The 16,117-nt window shown below is 64.6% G+C and carries 15 protein-coding genes; 2 read left to right on the top strand and 13 right to left on the bottom strand.

Going from position 1 to position 16,117, the window contains the following annotated elements:
- Positions 1-17: 17 nt before the first annotated feature.
- From Sri02f_RS00070 to Sri02f_RS40975, 11 genes are all read right to left on the bottom strand, one after another.
- Complete coding sequence (locus Sri02f_RS00070; protein ID WP_108999014.1) at positions 18-800, bottom strand: ABC transporter permease; 783 nt, start codon at positions 798-800, stop codon at positions 18-20.
- Positions 797-1,810, bottom strand: coding sequence for an ABC transporter ATP-binding protein (locus Sri02f_RS00065; protein ID WP_218029814.1), 1,014 nt, complete (start codon positions 1,808-1,810; stop codon positions 797-799). Before Sri02f_RS00065 ends, Sri02f_RS00070 begins: the two co-directional genes overlap by 4 nt.
- Before the next feature lie 17 nt (positions 1,811-1,827).
- Positions 1,828-2,745 (bottom strand): hypothetical protein, encoded by a 918-nt coding sequence (locus Sri02f_RS00060; protein WP_159106612.1) that lies wholly within the window; start codon positions 2,743-2,745, stop codon positions 1,828-1,830.
- Between the two features lie 49 nt (positions 2,746-2,794).
- Positions 2,795-3,658 (bottom strand): nitroreductase family protein, encoded by an 864-nt coding sequence (locus tag Sri02f_RS40980; RefSeq protein ID WP_159106611.1) that lies wholly within the window; start codon positions 3,656-3,658, stop codon positions 2,795-2,797.
- A gap of 139 nt (positions 3,659-3,797) precedes the next feature.
- Positions 3,798-4,976 (bottom strand): YcaO-like family protein, encoded by a 1,179-nt coding sequence (locus Sri02f_RS00045; protein ID WP_159106610.1) that lies wholly within the window; start codon positions 4,974-4,976, stop codon positions 3,798-3,800.
- Between the two features lie 107 nt (positions 4,977-5,083).
- A complete protein-coding gene (locus Sri02f_RS00040; RefSeq protein ID WP_108999009.1) occupies positions 5,084-5,812 on the bottom strand; it encodes a SagB/ThcOx family dehydrogenase in 729 nt (242 codons plus the stop codon).
- A gap of 8 nt (positions 5,813-5,820) precedes the next feature.
- Entirely contained in the window at positions 5,821-6,897 is a 1,077-nt protein-coding gene (locus Sri02f_RS00035; protein WP_159106609.1) for a SagB/ThcOx family dehydrogenase, read from the bottom strand.
- A gap of 5 nt (positions 6,898-6,902) precedes the next feature.
- Entirely contained in the window at positions 6,903-8,006 is a 1,104-nt protein-coding gene (locus tag Sri02f_RS00030) for a SagB/ThcOx family dehydrogenase (RefSeq protein ID WP_159106608.1), read from the bottom strand.
- A 37-nt stretch (positions 8,007-8,043) separates the two neighbouring features.
- On the bottom strand, positions 8,044-9,345 hold the full coding sequence (locus tag Sri02f_RS00025; RefSeq protein ID WP_159106607.1) for a DUF6421 family protein: 1,302 nt from the start codon (positions 9,343-9,345) through the stop codon (positions 8,044-8,046).
- Positions 9,346-9,412: 67 nt separating this feature from the next.
- Entirely contained in the window at positions 9,413-9,949 is a 537-nt protein-coding gene (locus Sri02f_RS00020; RefSeq protein ID WP_281261877.1) for a GNAT family N-acetyltransferase, read from the bottom strand.
- Positions 9,950-10,047: 98 nt separating this feature from the next.
- Positions 10,048-10,194, bottom strand: a complete 147-nt coding sequence (locus tag Sri02f_RS40975; protein ID WP_159106605.1) for a hypothetical protein — start codon at positions 10,192-10,194, stop codon at positions 10,048-10,050.
- Positions 10,195-10,390: 196 nt separating this feature from the next.
- Here Sri02f_RS40975 and Sri02f_RS00015 point away from each other — a divergent pair, with 196 nt between their 5' ends.
- Positions 10,391-10,744, top strand: a complete 354-nt coding sequence (locus tag Sri02f_RS00015) for a transposase (RefSeq protein WP_108999004.1) — start codon at positions 10,391-10,393, stop codon at positions 10,742-10,744.
- Between the two features lie 36 nt (positions 10,745-10,780).
- Here the strand turns inward: Sri02f_RS00015 and Sri02f_RS00010 are convergent, their stop codons facing one another.
- Positions 10,781-11,101, bottom strand: a complete 321-nt coding sequence (locus Sri02f_RS00010; protein ID WP_245970212.1) for a hypothetical protein — start codon at positions 11,099-11,101, stop codon at positions 10,781-10,783.
- 34 nt (positions 11,102-11,135) lie between these two features.
- On the opposite strand from Sri02f_RS00010, the gene Sri02f_RS41595 reads away from it, so the two are divergent.
- Positions 11,136-11,435, top strand: coding sequence for a hypothetical protein (locus Sri02f_RS41595; protein WP_167467458.1), 300 nt, complete (start codon positions 11,136-11,138; stop codon positions 11,433-11,435).
- A 617-nt stretch (positions 11,436-12,052) separates the two neighbouring features.
- On the opposite strand, the gene Sri02f_RS00005 is transcribed toward Sri02f_RS41595, so the two are convergent.
- The gene (locus tag Sri02f_RS00005; RefSeq protein WP_108999003.1) at positions 12,053-15,754 is read right to left on the bottom strand and encodes a tetratricopeptide repeat-containing protein; all 3,702 of its coding nucleotides are present in this window, start codon (positions 15,752-15,754) and stop codon (positions 12,053-12,055) included.
- Positions 15,755-16,117: the final 363 nt, after the last annotated feature.

Below are 16,117 nucleotides of genomic sequence, written 5' to 3'. Positions count from 1 at the left end.
GGTGCGGCTTTCATGGCTCACCACAGGTGCATACCCCCTCGGGATCGAGACGATTGAGCCGCAGCGTTGACGGCGGCCCATCCGATTGCCCCGTAGAGAAGGCTAAGGCCGAGGCAGGCTGCGATGGCGCGCACATCCCAAACGTTCCGCGTGGCCGCCCGCAATGCTTCCGCTCCGAAGGTCATGGGCAGGAGCCTGCTGATTGCTTGCACAGGGTCGGGGAGGGTGGAGACGGGAATCAGGACACCCGAGAGCAGCCACAAAGGAGCTACGACGGCTTCAGCTGCACTCTCGGCTTTCCGTACCCGGACAAACACGGCAGCGACCATGAAGCCCACTGCACTCATGGCGAGAACAGTGAGTGTGGCGGCCACTGCCAGAGCAGGCAGAGCAGCAGCATCGATCTGTGCGTCAAAAAGAAGATATCCCCAGGCGAGAGTGCCAAGCATGGCCTCGAACCCAAACAGGGCGACAGCGAGGGTCATCGTCGCAATCGCCGAAGGGAAGCGCCCAGGCGCTGCCAACAGGAGTTCGAGTATCCCAAGGCGCCGCTGTTCCTTTATAAGGCCACCCGCTCCGTACATGACTGTGGTCCACATGCCCATGAGGCCTGCCCCCAGCGTAATTTCCAGAGGGGTGATCCGGTCCGACCCGGATTCCGCGATCAGGTGCGCCACGGTCGCGTAGAAGAGGGGCAGCATGAAGGTGAGAGTGATCTCAATCCGTGATCGCGAAAGATATAGCAAGTAGAAGCGGACGTTGGAGGCGAAGTATCTCAAACCTGCACGGCGATCCGTCATGCACTTTCCTTGTCGCGGGACTGACTCACCAGCGTGACATACTTGTCTTCAAGCGTCGGCTCGCGGAGCTGAAGATCCAATAGCTTTACTCCGGTATCTGCTGCAGCCGCCTCGCCAACGACTCGGGACGCCTCGACTTCGGTCTGCGCCGCGAACCGAATGGTCACCAGTTCGCGCCCGCTGAGCGGCTCCAGGTGGCAGTTGACGACGTCGGCGCGATCTTCAAGGGCCCGGCACAAGGCCTGGGCGCCGCCCCCACTGACCTCCGCCCGAACGACGGGGCCGGCATTCGCGAGCGCGCCGAGGTCCTTGCTGGTGCCCTCGGCGATGATGCGCCCGCCCTCGATGACGGCCAGGCGGTCGCACAGATCTTCCGCCTCGAACATGTAGTGCGTGGTGAGAAGGATCGTCTTACCGGAGTGCTTCAGCCGTCTCACAATGTCGCGCACATCGCGTGCGGCCAGCGGATCGAGACCGTTCGTCGGTTCATCCAGGTAGATGATGTCCGGGTCGTGGAGGAGCCCCCGGGCTATATGCAGCCGCTGCTTCATTCCCCGGGAGAACGTCTCCACCCGATCGTTCTGACGGTCCGTTAGGCTCAGCATTTCGAGAAGTTCGTTGATGCGCCTGCGTTGCTGTCCCGGGGCAATGCGGTACAGGTTCGCAAAATATCGGAGGTTGTCACGGGCGCTGAGCCGATCGTAGAGTCCCTTGTCGCCTCCGAACACATAACCGATCCGACTGCGGACCTGATCCGGGTTGCGCACCGAGTCGAGGCCGTTGAGGTAGACCTCCCCGCTCGTCGGAACCAGCAGAGTCGTCAGAATCTTGATCGTGGTCGTCTTGCCAGCTCCGTTAGGGCCGAGAAGACCGAACAGCTCGCCCTTTGACACATCAAGGTTCACGCCTCTGAGTGCCTCGAATTGCTGCACCCTGCGGTTCATCCGCCAGGCGGATCCTTTAACGACGTCGAAAGCGCGTCGGACGTCGCGCATGACGATTGCGGACACTGCCTGCCCTACCTTCTTCAACCAGAATCGAGAGAATTACCGCGGAGCCACCGTGTGAAGTTGCCAAGCAGGTCCGGGTCGTCCCTCACCAAGATCTTGATCCCCGTAGCGAGCAGCTCATGCGCGCTCCTGAGTAGAGAATCCTCATTCGCCCCATCGCCAGCAGCTTTAGCCCAGCAGTCCATCACCTCGCTCAAAGGCGTGCCAGGCACACCTGCAGGAGAGATCGCTGCCTTCACGAGTAGATCATTGAGGCCCGACACCCTGCGCAGGTAGACGAAGCTGCTGAGAATGCCCAGGAAGGCCCCGGCCAGGTCACGTTGGTCTCCAAGGGCCAGGCGTCCTGCGATTCTCTGCGGACGGAACGGACCCTCGCCGGCGAGGGCACAAGCCAGCGTCGACCATGTCACGGCTGCGACAACCTGTTCCGGGGTGTCACAGCGGGCGGTCGGCTGCGCGACGTGTCCCGTTGGGTTGACGACGATGGTGACGCGTGAACGCCCCCACATAGCCGACCCAGGGGGCAGTGACAGCCGGATCTGGCCCAGTGCGTCCACCGCATGGCAGCGGTCGGGAGTCAGCAGTCTGCGCGCGACGACGAGCGGGCCGTGTTGCTCCGTCTGGTAGCCGAAGAGGCGTGTAACGGCATGGGGTACGTGGTTCAGCGCCTCGGCCACTGCCGTGTGACCAGGCCGCCAGTGATTCGTGCAGATCAGCTCGCCCACCGTGCGGCCGGCCAGCACCCGGGGAACCACGATGATTGATGGCCCGCGCACTGTAGCGGCAATGCGACAGGCATCGCCCGCGACCGGTGACCAGTCCCTGGTCATGAGGGCATATTGCAGCGCGTCGGCGGTTGACTCGCGCAGCCAGTCCCCAGCAACCTCGCGCAACCGTTCGAGTTCGGGCAGGCCGTCTGCCACTGGATCGCTCATGCACTTCTGCAACGACTTCAGGGCGACGGCAACCTCGGACGCAAGAGGTTCAATCGGCAAGGTTCACCGCTTCCTCTGCAGTGGTGCGCAGGCTTCGGAGGGCGACGACCGCTCCCAGCGGGGGCGTGCGCCCGCTGATGGAAGCCTGTTCTGGCACAGGTGTTTCCGCCAATGCGAGACTGAGGTTCTCGGCCGCCGTCTCCATGACCTGCAGGAGGTGGCCCAGATCGAGGAACACTGTCGGGTAGGCGGTGCTCGCCCGGTACCGCCACTGCACTCGACGTACAGCGAGATGGACGGCTATCAGCACGTAGCCGGGTGCTACGGGGGCGATCGAAGTGGCAGGAAGGCGCACCAGCGCGTGAGCCATGGGGTCGTACCCGAGCGTGACGGAGCTCCCGTCGCGCTGGGAGTTCATGATGACGGTGAGGTCGAACGGGTGTGCCGCACCGTGCGACGGAGGGACCCGGAGAGTGCGGGGCAAGGGGCCGAGGGCCGCTGGCCGTAGAACAGCATTGCTGTAGTAGAGGACGTTGCCTAATGCATAGTGCGGACGTTCAGGCGCATCGTGGACGGGATGCGGCAGAAGGGTCCGACGCAGCCCGAGCGGCCACTGGACGGAGACGGCAGGAGGAGCTTCTGCGGCAGCAAATCCCTCCATCTGCCGGAGATCGATGACCTGTGTATCAGGATCCCTGTAATCCGCAGGCAGAGCCAGGTTGGCCAGCCGCCAGTCCTGCAGGACCGGTGCCTCCGCGCGAGGGAGTGGGTGGGACGTGGTCGGCACCAATAGTCCCGCGCGCCGGAACGAATCCACACAGCGGTCAGCTGCTGCTTCGGGCACGCCCGCAGCGATGGCAGCTGCCGCAGCCGCAGCCGTGTTGACGGAACCCAGTTCGACCAGTCCGCGCAAGAAGTCCCAGAGTGTCTCGTTGCTGATGCCCAGTTCCCGGATGGCGCCTTGGTAAGGGTCATCAAGGAACCAGTTGCTTGCATTGCGCAGAAGGGACGCGGTGGGCGAAACGGTCCACGCCTGAAGTGGGGCAGTGATGTCAGCCTCCCAGGAATGCAGGTGCCAGCCCGCTCGGGGTGCGGGTGTCCGGGGTGAACCTTGGCAGTGCGGGACAGAGCACGCGCAGAACATGCAGGCCTAGTGCGTCAGTGAGTTCGTCGCCGCAGTCCACCGTGGCGACCGGACCGTCGATAACCTTGAGGATGGAATCCCTGGTACCCGCCTCCTCCCCGTGATCGATCGGTTCCTCCCTGCCGGGCTCCGTACAGTCAGAGCGGGCGGGGAACTGCGCGAGGAAGCGGATTCGGAAGTCCTCGTCCACTGGGGTGTGGCCGATTGGAGGCCCGAACACTACTTGTCCCTCTCGCGTCACCACAGGCTGAGGAGCGATGTGCATTTGGAAGGCTTCTCGCCAAGCGGCGTTGACTGCGGCATCAGCGGTGAGTGCTGTTCCGCCGCCGAACGCGGCGGTGGGGCGTATCCTCCGCTCGGTGAAAATCACGCATCCCGCCACGTGCCAGTCACCGTGACGCAGATGCCAGACCTCGCACGCACTGTCTGGCAGAGCCAGGGACGTCCCGCGCATCAGGTCAGAAGCAATGCGGGAGTGGATGGAACAGCGGGTACTGTCCGGCTGTGTCCACCATCTGTGTAGCACCGAACGTTCCAGCCATTCACGCAATCCGTGGAGAATCGCACGCTCCTTGGACGTGTGTGCGGACATGCCCGTCGTGTCCGTAGCGACGGGTGGTGTGCCTCGCCACTGGGAGGCAAGGACGGCCTCCTTGAGCGGCAGCCAGGTGGGCTCGCCGTCCAACCCGTGCGCCTGGGTCCACCACATGGGAGCTTCTTCGGCGACGGCCTCAGACATGGCAAGGCCCGGGGGCTGCACCGCGAAGACGAGTTGCTCCCGCGGCCGCCTGAACGAGCAGCGCCGTTCAAATGCTTCGATCCAGCCCAGGGTAAGAGCCTGCTCTGCAGTGGCGGCCAGGCCACCGCCGACAACAGCGGGAAACCCACGCGTCCCGCAAGGAACCGTCACGAGCACGTCCGACGACCACACCCCGGCACTCGCATCCTCCACCACCTGCTGCAGAAGCAGAGGTCCGAAAGGAGCGTGAACGCCCAGCCCGTCGGGCTTGAAGTCGAGGGCCTGCCACCGCTCGTCTCCATGCGGATGCTCCCAGCAGTCGGGATGCACCACGAAAGTCTGCGACACACCGGTGCTTGTGGCGACGAACGGGTGTGCCTCTGCCGCCCATAGAGTTCCACAGGAGCGGCAATCGGTCGAGGGAAGCGAAAGTTTGGGAAGGCCAGGTCGGTGCGTCACGCGAGAGCCATCGCGTAGAGCGGAAGATGGAGCGCATCCGGCAAGGCGAACAGATGCCGCGCCACATCGTCGAAAAAGCCTCCGAGAGGACAGTGGGCGACGCCCCGGGTGTCGAACGCCAGCGCCAAGTTCTGGGCCAGGTGACCGGCTTCGAGCAGCGCGTACCGGTAGCCGCGCTCCCCATAGCGCGCGCCGACTCCGTTCATGTCGGCAGCGAGAAGCAGAACCGCCTGCACGGTGTCTGCACGGAGCACGGTTGTGCGGAGGAGATCCGAGAGGTCCGGCAAGACCGGATTCTCGGCGTCCTTGGCGGGAAGGGAAAGTAGGGATCGTACTGACGGGTCGAAACGGTACGCCCCGGGACCTGCTCCCTCTATGTCGCTCACGTAGCAGTACACGGAGACGGAGTAGCAGCCGCCGGCGCTCGGGTAGGGCCGCAAGCCAGTGGTAGAGGCAGCCATGGCACTGGTCAAGGCACCGACCAGTGTCTCCTGGGCCACCCTCGTGGACCGTGTGCGCCGGGAACGACGGGCACGCAAGATGCGGTCCAGATGCTCCACATCGTCCGGGCACGCAACCGCCATGTCGGCCTGAGGCTGCGTCTCGGTTGCAGCCCTGGTATGCGCCCACAGGTCGGCAGGCCGCGGTTCCGGATAGTTTCCGTACGTGGATTGTTCGTGAAACGCCAGAGCGCCTTGCAGGTAGTAGTCAGTTGGAATGTCCATGATCCCTGCTAGCCGGCGGCAATAAGGTAGAGGCTCGACTCCTCGAACCGGTTGGTCCCGATGAGGTCATCAGCCAGAACCGGCTGGTGTGCGGGCGTCGGAAACGTCGTGAAGCCGAAGGCCGTCAGGGCCACGAGGTAGCGCTGGGCGAACTGCCCGACCAGGGTCAGCAAGGTGCGGTAGGCCCGCGGGTCGCCCTCGTAGCGCAACATGTGCCGTTCCCACACCGCTGACAGCAGCAGCGCGCAGGAACCGCTGCTGGCTCGTTCCTGCCCCGTGAACGCAGTGCGAACTTCCTCCCGGAGATCTCCTGCTCGGACCAGCGAAAGGCGGTGCCCGGCCGGGTCGTAGTGGTAGAGACCTGGTGGGATTCCATCGACGTCGAACGAGACGAAATACGTCTCCATGTCCGCGTACGCATTCTCGAGGAGCGCGGACGGTCGTGCGACGTACTCCTCTTCTGCACGGCGCCGCATCGCGACGAGCGGCTTGTTGGCGTCTAGCAGTACGCGGCTGACCTGTTTGGCATCCATCACCTCGCCCGACCAGGGGATGTGGGTACGCCTCGCCAGCAGAACCTCTCCCAGGTCACGCGGAGGGTATTCGCGCGGTTCGGAGAGAACGATGACTCGGTCGGTGTCGATCTGCTTCCAGAACGCCGGGAGACCGTGCCTTGCGATCCGTTCCTGCAGTACGTCGTCGGGGCTGTGAGGATCGGCCGCATCGACGACGTCGCAGTAGTTCTGGCCCTCCGAGAGGCAATGCAGCACCAGTGCGTCGAGCCAGCCGTACCTTTTCCACTCGTGGACTTCGGGCATCAGCTCGTGTTCGTGGTCGGCGTCCTGCAGGACGCCGGCTGCGATGAGCTTGGTCACGAGGCTCTCAGCTGCCGCGGCATCGCAGCCGAACACGTCAGCGGACAGTTTGATCAGGTCAGGTTCGCTCATGCGCTGTCGTACCCGTCCGAGCAGGGACAGGACGCGGACGTCCGGCACCTTGACCGACCGTCGCTCCAAGAGGAGATCAAAGATCACCGGAGAGCCGAGGCGAATCCGCATGAAGTCGTTAAGGCGGTACATAGTCATAGAGGTCAGGCCTCCCAACCGATGGCCATGAACGACATCGCCGGGTTCATGAGCCTGTCATTTCCGAGCAAACCAGCAACTGCCTGTTCATTCATGGAGAAGGCACGGAAAGCCGTCTGACCGAGCACGCGTGAGACGAGAGACGCAGTTTCGAGTACGTGCCCTGTGTCGTAGTGCAGGACGCGGTAGGAATTGCTTTCGCGGTATCGGTACATGCTGACCTGTACACGTGTGGTGAGCACTATGAGGGCTGCTGGCGAAGCGATGCGCCACCGTGGCACACCGATGATGTTTGCGGCCACCCAGTCCTCGTCCAAGCCGTCCTGGATTTGTTCGAGTTCGTGGTTCTTCACGCCGTAGTGGTAGACACCGCGGGCGAGGCCAGCCACGTTCAAGGCGAAGACGTAAGCCTCCGTGGGATGCCGACTTCCGCCGGAGGGGCTGGTTTTGGTGATGTGCTCACCCGTCACCGGCAGCTTCTTGGTTCCGGTTTGACCGAAGCCGAACCACAGGATCCGTGACAGGGTCAGTGCGTCCAGCTCGGGAGCGGCCTCAGCTGCTTCGAGGGCGAGCTCATCCAACGCGGCCTTCACTGAGACACCGAGCGTTCGCCCCGGTTCTGGGAGTGGCGTGATGCGCGACGAGACAGCGGTCATATAGACGGGCGGCGGCGCCTCCACAGCAGAGTACTCGCGCATCAGCGCCACATCCTGACGTTGCCCGTCTTGGTGCCTGTAGTCGATGCGGGGAATTGCATCGGTCGATGCGTGATAGGCGAATGCATCGCCCCATCCGTACTCGTCCCACAGCGCCTTGCCGGAGAACAGCTGACGTTGCTCACCGGATTCGTCATCGCTGACCAGAATGGCCGCTGCGAGCAGGCGATCCACCTCCGGTCGAGCAACTGCAGCGGTCACCCCCGTAAGCGCGGCGATGCGCTCTGCGGCCGCATCGATCGAGGTCCACTCCTGGAGTTCACTGAGGAAGACCATCAGGTGCGTGTCGCTGAGCGTGCCGCCGCCGAACGAACGGGCTTCACGAGGGCTTCTCAGGTAGACATCGCCAGCGACGCTGCGTATCTGGAGATCAAGCGCACATCGAACTTTCAACGCACCGTTTCCTTGTCTGAGGTAGTGGTCGAAATCTTCAGCAGTCCTGGAAGGTCAAAACGATCCGGTCGGGACCGGTGACCGTGCGGTAGTGCCGCTCCAGCGCCACCGGCAAGGCGTAGCCTTGGCCGCTCTCGGTGAACACCTTCCGGCGGAGGCCGGCGGCCTGATTGCTGAGTTCCTGGGGCGCGTCGAGGGAGTTACGAGCAGCTGACTCTCCCGCATAGATGTCACCGAGGACGACGCGAACTGCTGCGTGTGCATCTTCCCAGTCGACATGCATCTGTCCCGCTTCGACACGGAGCGCGCCCGACACGTGAAGCGCGGCGGCCCAGAGGCAGCCATGTTCTCCGTCGAGCGACTTTCCGATGCCGTTCGCCTCCGGGTCCAGCGCGTTGCCTACCCGCACGGACCGCAATAGCCGCTCAGCCAGGACTAGCTCCTGGGCTAGCCGGGCACGTTCGCCTAGCTCCCCTTCCAGGACCCCTAGAGCGACGAAGGCGCTCATATCCGTTCGCATTTCCTCGACTGGCCCGTAGTCCATGCCGAGGGAAAGCTTGTGGCCCGGTTCTGCGAAGAGAGGCATGGGACCACTCGCGTGCATCATCTCGTGCAGGGTGAGCCAAAGCGTGAAAGCATCGTCGATTTGCTGGTCTGAGGCATCACACAGTGACGAGAGACGCGTATCGATGCGAAGACCGTCTAGGAAGGGCCTGGTGAGAAGGTCGAACCGAGCACGGATTATGTTGTGCAAGATCAAAGACCGGCGGTTCTCGCGCTGGCGGGCGACATCTGACCACCCGTCGAAGTAGAACGGGGTAAAGAGGGCGATGCTACTTGCTCCGGCTTCTTCGAAAGGGCCCACCGCAGCGGTCATGTCGTAGAACTCAACCAGCCGGTCCATAAAGGAGCATGGAACACCGAACATCGCCGTGCCGATTCGGTTCGCAGCCTGTTCCAGCATGGCTACCGTCTGCGCGGCATGAGGCCGACGCTCGAGGATGATAAGCCCCATGCTCGACGGACCATCGTCAGAAGTGCGTATGGGACCCAGATAGAAGTTCACCTGTTGCCCGCGAGAGCGAGTGAACGCGCTGACGGCGTCGTCCCAGGAACCTCCGTGTAAACCTGTCGCAATTCCGTTGAGGAGCCCTTCGCTTATTCCTGCAACGGCGAGATGAGAGCGGACAGCCGTGAAACGCTCAAAGACTTCGCTGTGCGCGGCACCTTGGCGAACAGCAGTGCAAAGGAGCCGCCACTCGGAGTGCCCCGCCAGCGCACGGGACGCGGGTCCGTTCAGATGGACGTGGGCCGGCTTGTGCTGCTGGCTGATAAGCAAAGTGCTCTCCTTACAGGTAAACAGCCTCCGTGGTACCCGGGTTGAGATGTCGAGTCACCTAGGCATGTCAGATGTGTCTTGCCTGGAGCCTGTAGCGGACCTCTAGCTCGGCAGGCTTCTCTCCGGTGGGCCGGACTCGCTCGTCGAGTCGCCAGCCGGACCTTTCGTAGAAGGTGCGCGCGCGATCGTTGCGTTCAAAAACCCAGAGAGTCGCCTCGGCGACGCCTTGCTCCGACCAGTACTGGGCGGTCGCTGACATCAAGGCGTGCCCCACTCCAGCGCTCCAGAGCGAAGGATGCACGTAAAGGGCGTAGAGCTCCATGACGCGATCACCCTTGAGGTCTTCGTCCCGGACTGGTCCGAAAGACGAGAAGCCCACGACTTGATCGCTTGACTGTGCCACCAGGAGCTGCGTACCTGCCACCGTCGAGGAGGCCATCTGCTCACGCCAAAAATCTGCCGACCTGTAGACATCCAGTGCTTCCAGCTCTTCTGCAGAAAGGATTTCGCTGTAAGCCTGTCGCCAGGTGACGACTTGGATTTCGGCCACCTCTTGCGCATCTCGAGGTTGCGCTGCCCTCACGAGAGGGATAGGAGAGCGCATTTTGCGTTCCATTCACCAGTGATGTCCCGGAGTGGGGACGGAAAAGAAGCGGGTCAGTGCCGCAGAGGCAGCACTGACCCACCGCCGTCAACTGCGTTCTATCGGATACAGCCCTGCTTGGGCATGATCTGAGCCGGCTCGACTTCGGAGACCTCGATCTCGAAGATCGGGGCGATGAGCTTCTCGGTGTCGACGTCGTCGGTGCTCAGACCGGTCTTTGCGGTCTCTTCGATCGGAGAAAGCATCTCAACTCCTTACGTGGCAACTGGACTGACAACGTGAAAGTTACGTTGCAGATTTTTCTTGCGCAAGATACATCCCGTCATGACAGGAGGCGCAAAGAGGGCCACGTGCTGCCTGTAAGAGTGTGCATGGTGTGCCCATTTCAACCACTTTGCTGTTGATCTTGTCGATGGATTTCGGCCGCATGCAGTCTTCGAGGTGAACTTCACGTTTATTCAGGTCGGACTGGAATCTGGCTCATTTCTTGCCGTCTGGCTCATTCGTAAGAGCTCGCCCGGCCGCCCGCGCAGACGCCCCGACTCGCTCCTCGGCGACAAGGCCTACGACTCGAAGGCCGTGCGCCATGAGCTGCGACGTCGCCGGATCCTGCGGGTCATCTCCCGCAAAGGCGCCCCGAGCATCAAGGGCCTGGGCAAGCTCCGCTACGTCGTGGAACAGACCTTCGCCCTGCTGCACCAGTTCAAGCGCCTGGCCGTCCGCTGGGAACGCCGAACCGAACTCCACGACGCCTCGTCTCATTGGCCTGTGGCCTCATCTGCTGGAGGCGGCTGAAGAGGCACCGATCATGATCGGGTCACGAGCTTCCAGCTACAACTCACGCCACTCACCCAGAGGGCCGGCCGCCCGCGCCTGGGTGAAGTCGTGCACCAGGTCCCACGCCCGATCGATGTCCAGAACAAAGTCGCCCGTGAACGCGGCGAGGTCGTCCGTGATCGGGACTTCGACCTCGGCACCCGAGGGTACGGTGCCGTCTCCTACGAGCAGAGACATCCGCTCGGTGTCACTCATCAGATGGACGACCGCGTGATCCTCTCGGAAGACCAGGATCAGCACCGGGAACTCTCCGTTCGGCCCCTGCATCCGCAGGACGCCCCGGCCGCAGTCGCAGCCGCCGCGGTCATCTGCCACGCGCGCAAGGAAGAGCGGGACCTCAATGAGGTCGGTGGCCACCTCCATCCAGCGAGCCAAGGGCGAGACGCATGCAGCCACCCTCATCCTCGAATGCCTCGACAGCCGCGGTCGCAAGTACGACGTCCACGAGACACTCGCGCTGGTAGCGCAGTCGAAAGATGTGGCTGACGCCCCCATCACCCGTCGCAAAGCAGCGCAGTTGCTCTTCGTGGGCGCAACCCGCCCCACACACCTCCTGGTCTTCGCCGCGCACCGGACGCGCATCGCGCCCCATCTCGAGGCACTGCAGGCTCGTGGGTGGCTGGTTCAGAGTGTGCCGACCGGGCGGTGAGGTCGTGCGGGACTACGCGTCTAAATGCTTCCCGGCATGCTCTTCGCTTGCCTTCACGGGATGTTGCTGCAGAATCAGGCGATCGGCACGGTGGGCGGCGGGACTCCGAGCCGATGCCGTCCGCGGAACGCGTCATTATGGCCAGGCATTCCAAGCCGACGCCGACCAGAGCGTTCACCAGGAAAGGCCGTTGCGGGCCGCCGGCCAGCCCCGACCGGGCAGGCGGCTGGACGCCGTCCGGATGGGCGGGGAGTTGATGCCGACCTGGCGCGGGGACCACACCCGCTTCCTGCTGCTGGCCGTCGGCCAGCTCACCGGCGGACGACCTGGAGGGGGGAGCCGCCGCGGCTGTCCTGGAGGCCTGCCACTCGATCGCCGCCCCCGTCCGGAAGGTACTCGCCACGCACGTGGACGCCTAACGCGCGGCGCACGGTCCGGAGACGGGGCGGCACCCGAGGCGCGGCTGCGCACGATGTGATGGGCAGGGACGGCTGCATTGTTCCGGGCACTGTCGATCAAGAGTGTGGCGCCGTCGGGGCGGGGCCAGTGGTGGGAGTGTTCCCGAGGACGACCGCGCCAGAAGGTGCGTTCAACGTGCTGAGGGGCGCACCCCTGTCTCACTGACGGGGCTTGCGCCGGCCACTCCGCGTGGTTTTACGGGGCTGGTTGCGGACTGTGGCTGGCGGCCGGGACGGTGTGGCAGGTGCCGGCGGGAGACGGACGGATACGGACGCTGCGGCGAGGAGTCCGTTGTCGCTGGCGTCGGTGATACGGCGGCTGAGTTCGGCAGGGGAGACCATGAGCCTGCGGTGTGCGGTGGTGTCGTGGATGTCGAAGCCGTAGCCGTAGAAGACCAGCGCGCTGCGGCGGGAGCGGGCGGCGCGTTGCCATGGGCCGGGCGCTTGTACGAAGGAGCGGGCGATCACGGTGCCGTCGTCGTGTTCGAGGATCAGCTCCTGGCCGATCAGGACGAGGGCCAGGTGCTCGGGCGAGGGGATGACGGGGTGCGGCCCGACGAGGCGGCGCAGGCCCCTGTCGCAGGCTCGGTGGATCTGAAGCTCGATGGACTTGCCGGTGTCGGGTGAGGTGGCGCCGAGCATCTTGTGCGGCTGGAGGATGACGAGCGGCCGGGGGCCGGGCAGAAACTTCCGCGCTTCCGGCAGCAGAAGGTCGACGGTGGAGTTCACCGCGATGCTGCTGTAGAGCCGGTCGGTGGACAGCGCCAGCACAGCGTGGCAGCGGGCCGTCTCGTAGGCCTCCTTGAGCATGGGATCCTGTTTGAGCAGCGGGACGCCGATTGACAGGATGGCCTCGCCCGCTGCCTGATACTGACGGTGCAGGTTCTCGTCCACCACGGCCGACAGCCGAGGCGCCAGCCCGGCATAGATCCGCTCCCACACGTTGTCCGGGTCATGCGGATCGGTGAACGTCTTGTCGGTGAGCCGGCGCATCAACTGCAGGAACCCTGCGCCCTGTCCGCTTCCGTTCATGGCCCGCCAGCTGTCGTGCACCACCTGGAGCAGAATGAACCGGGCCTCATCGGTGGAGGTCTCGAACGCCGGGTTTTCGGCGATGCCGGTGTCCTCGAGCAGGCGGCCCAGCAGCTCCACCGCCCGCTGCTCGCCCTGAACCACCCACTTCCACGCACATACGCATCCGACGTTGTGCACCAGATGGTGCACGGCGAACCCGTGCAGCGTGTGAGGTCCGCAATACGGGAGGAAGTCACTGAGCGCGGCGTCGGCCTGCTCCCACTTGTCCTGCTTGGCCAGCGCTTCGACGAGGAGACGCTTGAGGTCGGCCGTCGCGGGAGACCACGGATCGGTGCTGCGGGACAAAGCCAGCGCAGCGGCCTGCTCGGCCCGCTCGGCGGCTCCCTCTTCCAGCAGGTCCTGGATGTCGAGGAGGTCCTTGGCCGCTTGGGTGGTCTTGCTGGGTTCTTGTGCATCGGCCAGCGCGCGATAGTCCCGCAGCAACTGCGCCAGCTCGTCGTCCGGGGCATCCCGCAGATGGGTCTGGAGGATCACCGATGCCTTGATGGCGAGATGGGCGACCGGCTCAGGTGGCGGTCCGTCGAGCTGGCGCAGATAGGAGAGCACGGGACGCAGATGGGCAGCAATCGGCTTGCTGGCGCCGGCCTCCTTGCGCAGTTGGATGATATGAGCGAGCAGGGTGTGTGTCTGGGCGGTCAGGCCCTCGTCGGGGTCACCAGCATGCTGGAGCCATTCCAGTTCCAGTTCAAGCAGGCTGTGCGCGGCGTCGTACTGGCCGTGGGCATGGTGGAACGCTGCGAGATTGCCCATCAGCAGCGCCGTGTTCCCGTCGGCAGTCTGTGTTGCGCGGATATGCCCGACCAGCGCGGTAGCGTGCTGGGCCAGTTCCCAGGAGCGCTCTGCCTGCCCGGTGAGCAGGGCCCCGCGCAACCAGCGGTCGGTGTGACAGGCCACATGCGACAGGCCTTCGACCATGCTCGCCTGTGTCAAACGCAGTTGCCGGATCAGGATGCCCTGCAGCACCGCGTTCATCGACACGGTGTCCTCACTGCCGGGGAAGATCTCCCCCCGGGCCGGCAACGGCTCGTCGTACCGCACGAGGGAGACATCAAGGAGCTCGCGGATGATCTCGCGTACGGGGACCTGCGCCTCGTCGAACACCACCCATCCAGGTGCCGGAGGCAGGTCCTGCGGGCCGACGAACGCGCTCGCCAGTGCCAGATGCACCGGCGCCCGGCGCGGGCCCAGCCAGCACAACGCCGCCACCGTGGCCAGCGTGGTCTGCAGCAGGCCCCGTGCGCGGGCGCTGCTGATCAGACGTTCCATGCTCAGCGCGACGGCTGCCGCCAGTGTCCTGGGATAGCCGTCAGGCACGGACCGCTCGTCGTCCGCGGCTCGGGCGATCAACGTGTCCGTGTAGGAGGAAAGACGCTCGACTCCGATGCGGCAGGTGACCAGATAACCACAGGCCACCTCGATCGCCAGCGGCCAGTATTCCAGCGTCCGCACCAGGTCCGACAGCGACGACGCATGCTGGGCTGCCTCGCTCTCACTCAAGCCCAGCCGCAGCCGCAGCAAGCGAAGGGCTTCCTCACTGCTCATCGAAGCCAGCTCGATGTGCCCCTGCGCGCCGCGCCAGTGTCCGCCCAGCGCCGTGACGATGACCCGCCCCTGCCCGCGCCGCGGTATCCAGGCATCGGCCACAGACACGCTCGCGTCGTCGAACACCATCAGCCACGGTCCTGGCAATGACTGCAGCTCTGCGTGCACACGCTCGCGCAGCAGCCGCGGATCCCTCACCTCGGCCGGCTCCCCGGCACCGGTCAGATGCGCCAGCACGCGAGCGAACGAGGCGACCAGAGCTTCCTCGCTCTCGGCGTCCACCCAGAACACGGCGTCGTAGCGGTAGGCGTGGCCAGCGATGTGCGCCGCAGCCAGGCTCGATTTCCCCAGCCCCGACAGACCCGTGATGACGCACGTCCTCACACCCCCCGGACTGCCCTCGCCGCCCGAAAGGAACTCTCCGATCTGGTCGACGAGATCCGCGCGCTCGATCTCAGGAACGGGCGGCATCTGCCCATACACGATCCCGAAATCCTGCCGGCCCACGGCCGAGATCAGCTCGGCATCGCCGACCAGTACCGATCGCCGGAAGTCCTCCACGTCCCAGTGCGCCAGATCAGGGTCAGCCGCCCGGCGCATGACCTCGGCCACCAGATAGCCCAGAACCAGCCCTCCAGAACGGCGCGCCAGCCCCCGTCGCTCACGCTCCCGCTCCTGGCGCAGCGCCGTGTTGAGGTCCTCCCTCAACTGGCTGTCACTGCGGCCGTCGAACTCGATCCCGGCACGCCCCAGCCGCTCCCAGTGCTGCTCGGGCAGTGCCTGGCAGATTTCCCACACCTTGGGTGCGCGCGCCAGAAGATCCTTCAACTCCGCTTTGAACAGCGGAACATCACCGCCATGTCGGCGCAGCAGCTCGGCCAGCCGCACACAGCTTTCGTCAGGTGCCGCCGACGTGATCAACCGGTACTGCTGGGCTTCGAACCCGGTGATCAGATGCACCAGCACTGACACGGCCTCGCGTGCCCTCACTGTCCTGCCCGCTGCGGCGCTTTTGACCTGTACAGCCATCAGCGAGCAGCCGGCGGCATCGGTCAGATCGAAATCGACCGAATCCGCATGCTGTACGGACACCGTGCTCCCGGGCCCCTCGATGCGGCACCCTGCCACATCTGCGTCGCCCGCAGCGGCCAGCAGGGCTTCCACCGTGCGCAAATACTGGTACTGAAACCCGCGAGCGGCAATCCGCCCACCGTCGATCGTCACGCAAACCCCCTGTGCCTGAGCCGAGTTGTGGGCCACAAGGCTAGGCGGGGGCTCTGACAACGCGGCCCCCTGACAGCAGCGTCACCAGCAACTTCCAGCCGCGAATGGGCAGTCACCACCCTCCGCCAACCTGCCCCCGCCGGCCCGAAGAGATGCGGCCGAGACCCGGCGACACCTACCACTGTCAGTGCAAGCAGCTATGTTCTGGCCTCATGCACTCGCACTCCTTCTGGGACGCGCTAGCGGAAACCCCCACCCTGTCTCTGACGCAGCAGCGCGCTGTCGCCGCAGCTCTCACTGAGCGGGAACACCCGGACACCGCCGCACGGTTCTTCGCCCGGCCCGATCTCGACGACGAGACAC

This window comes from Streptomyces rishiriensis, assembly GCF_003112535.1.
Lineage (GTDB): Bacteria > Actinomycetota > Actinomycetes > Streptomycetales > Streptomycetaceae > Streptomyces > Streptomyces rishiriensis.
This window is presented reverse-complemented; position numbering and strand designations above follow the sequence as displayed.

Excerpts from the sequence above, each read along its gene's own strand:
- Sri02f_RS40975 (WP_159106605.1), bottom strand. The coding sequence starts at position 10,194 with ATGCTTTCTCCGATCGAAGAGACCGCAAAGACCGGTCTGAGCACCGAC.
- Sri02f_RS00020 (WP_281261877.1), bottom strand. The coding sequence starts at position 9,949 with ATGCGCTCTCCTATCCCTCTCGTGAGGGCAGCGCAACCTCGAGATGCG.
- Sri02f_RS00040 (WP_108999009.1), bottom strand. The coding sequence starts at position 5,812 with ATGGACATTCCAACTGACTACTACCTGCAAGGCGCTCTGGCGTTTCAC.
- Sri02f_RS00035 (WP_159106609.1), bottom strand. The coding sequence starts at position 6,897 with ATGACTATGTACCGCCTTAACGACTTCATGCGGATTCGCCTCGGCTCT.
- Sri02f_RS00060 (WP_159106612.1), bottom strand. The coding sequence starts at position 2,745 with ATGAGCGATCCAGTGGCAGACGGCCTGCCCGAACTCGAACGGTTGCGC.
- Sri02f_RS00070 (WP_108999014.1), bottom strand. The coding sequence starts at position 800 with ATGACGGATCGCCGTGCAGGTTTGAGATACTTCGCCTCCAACGTCCGC.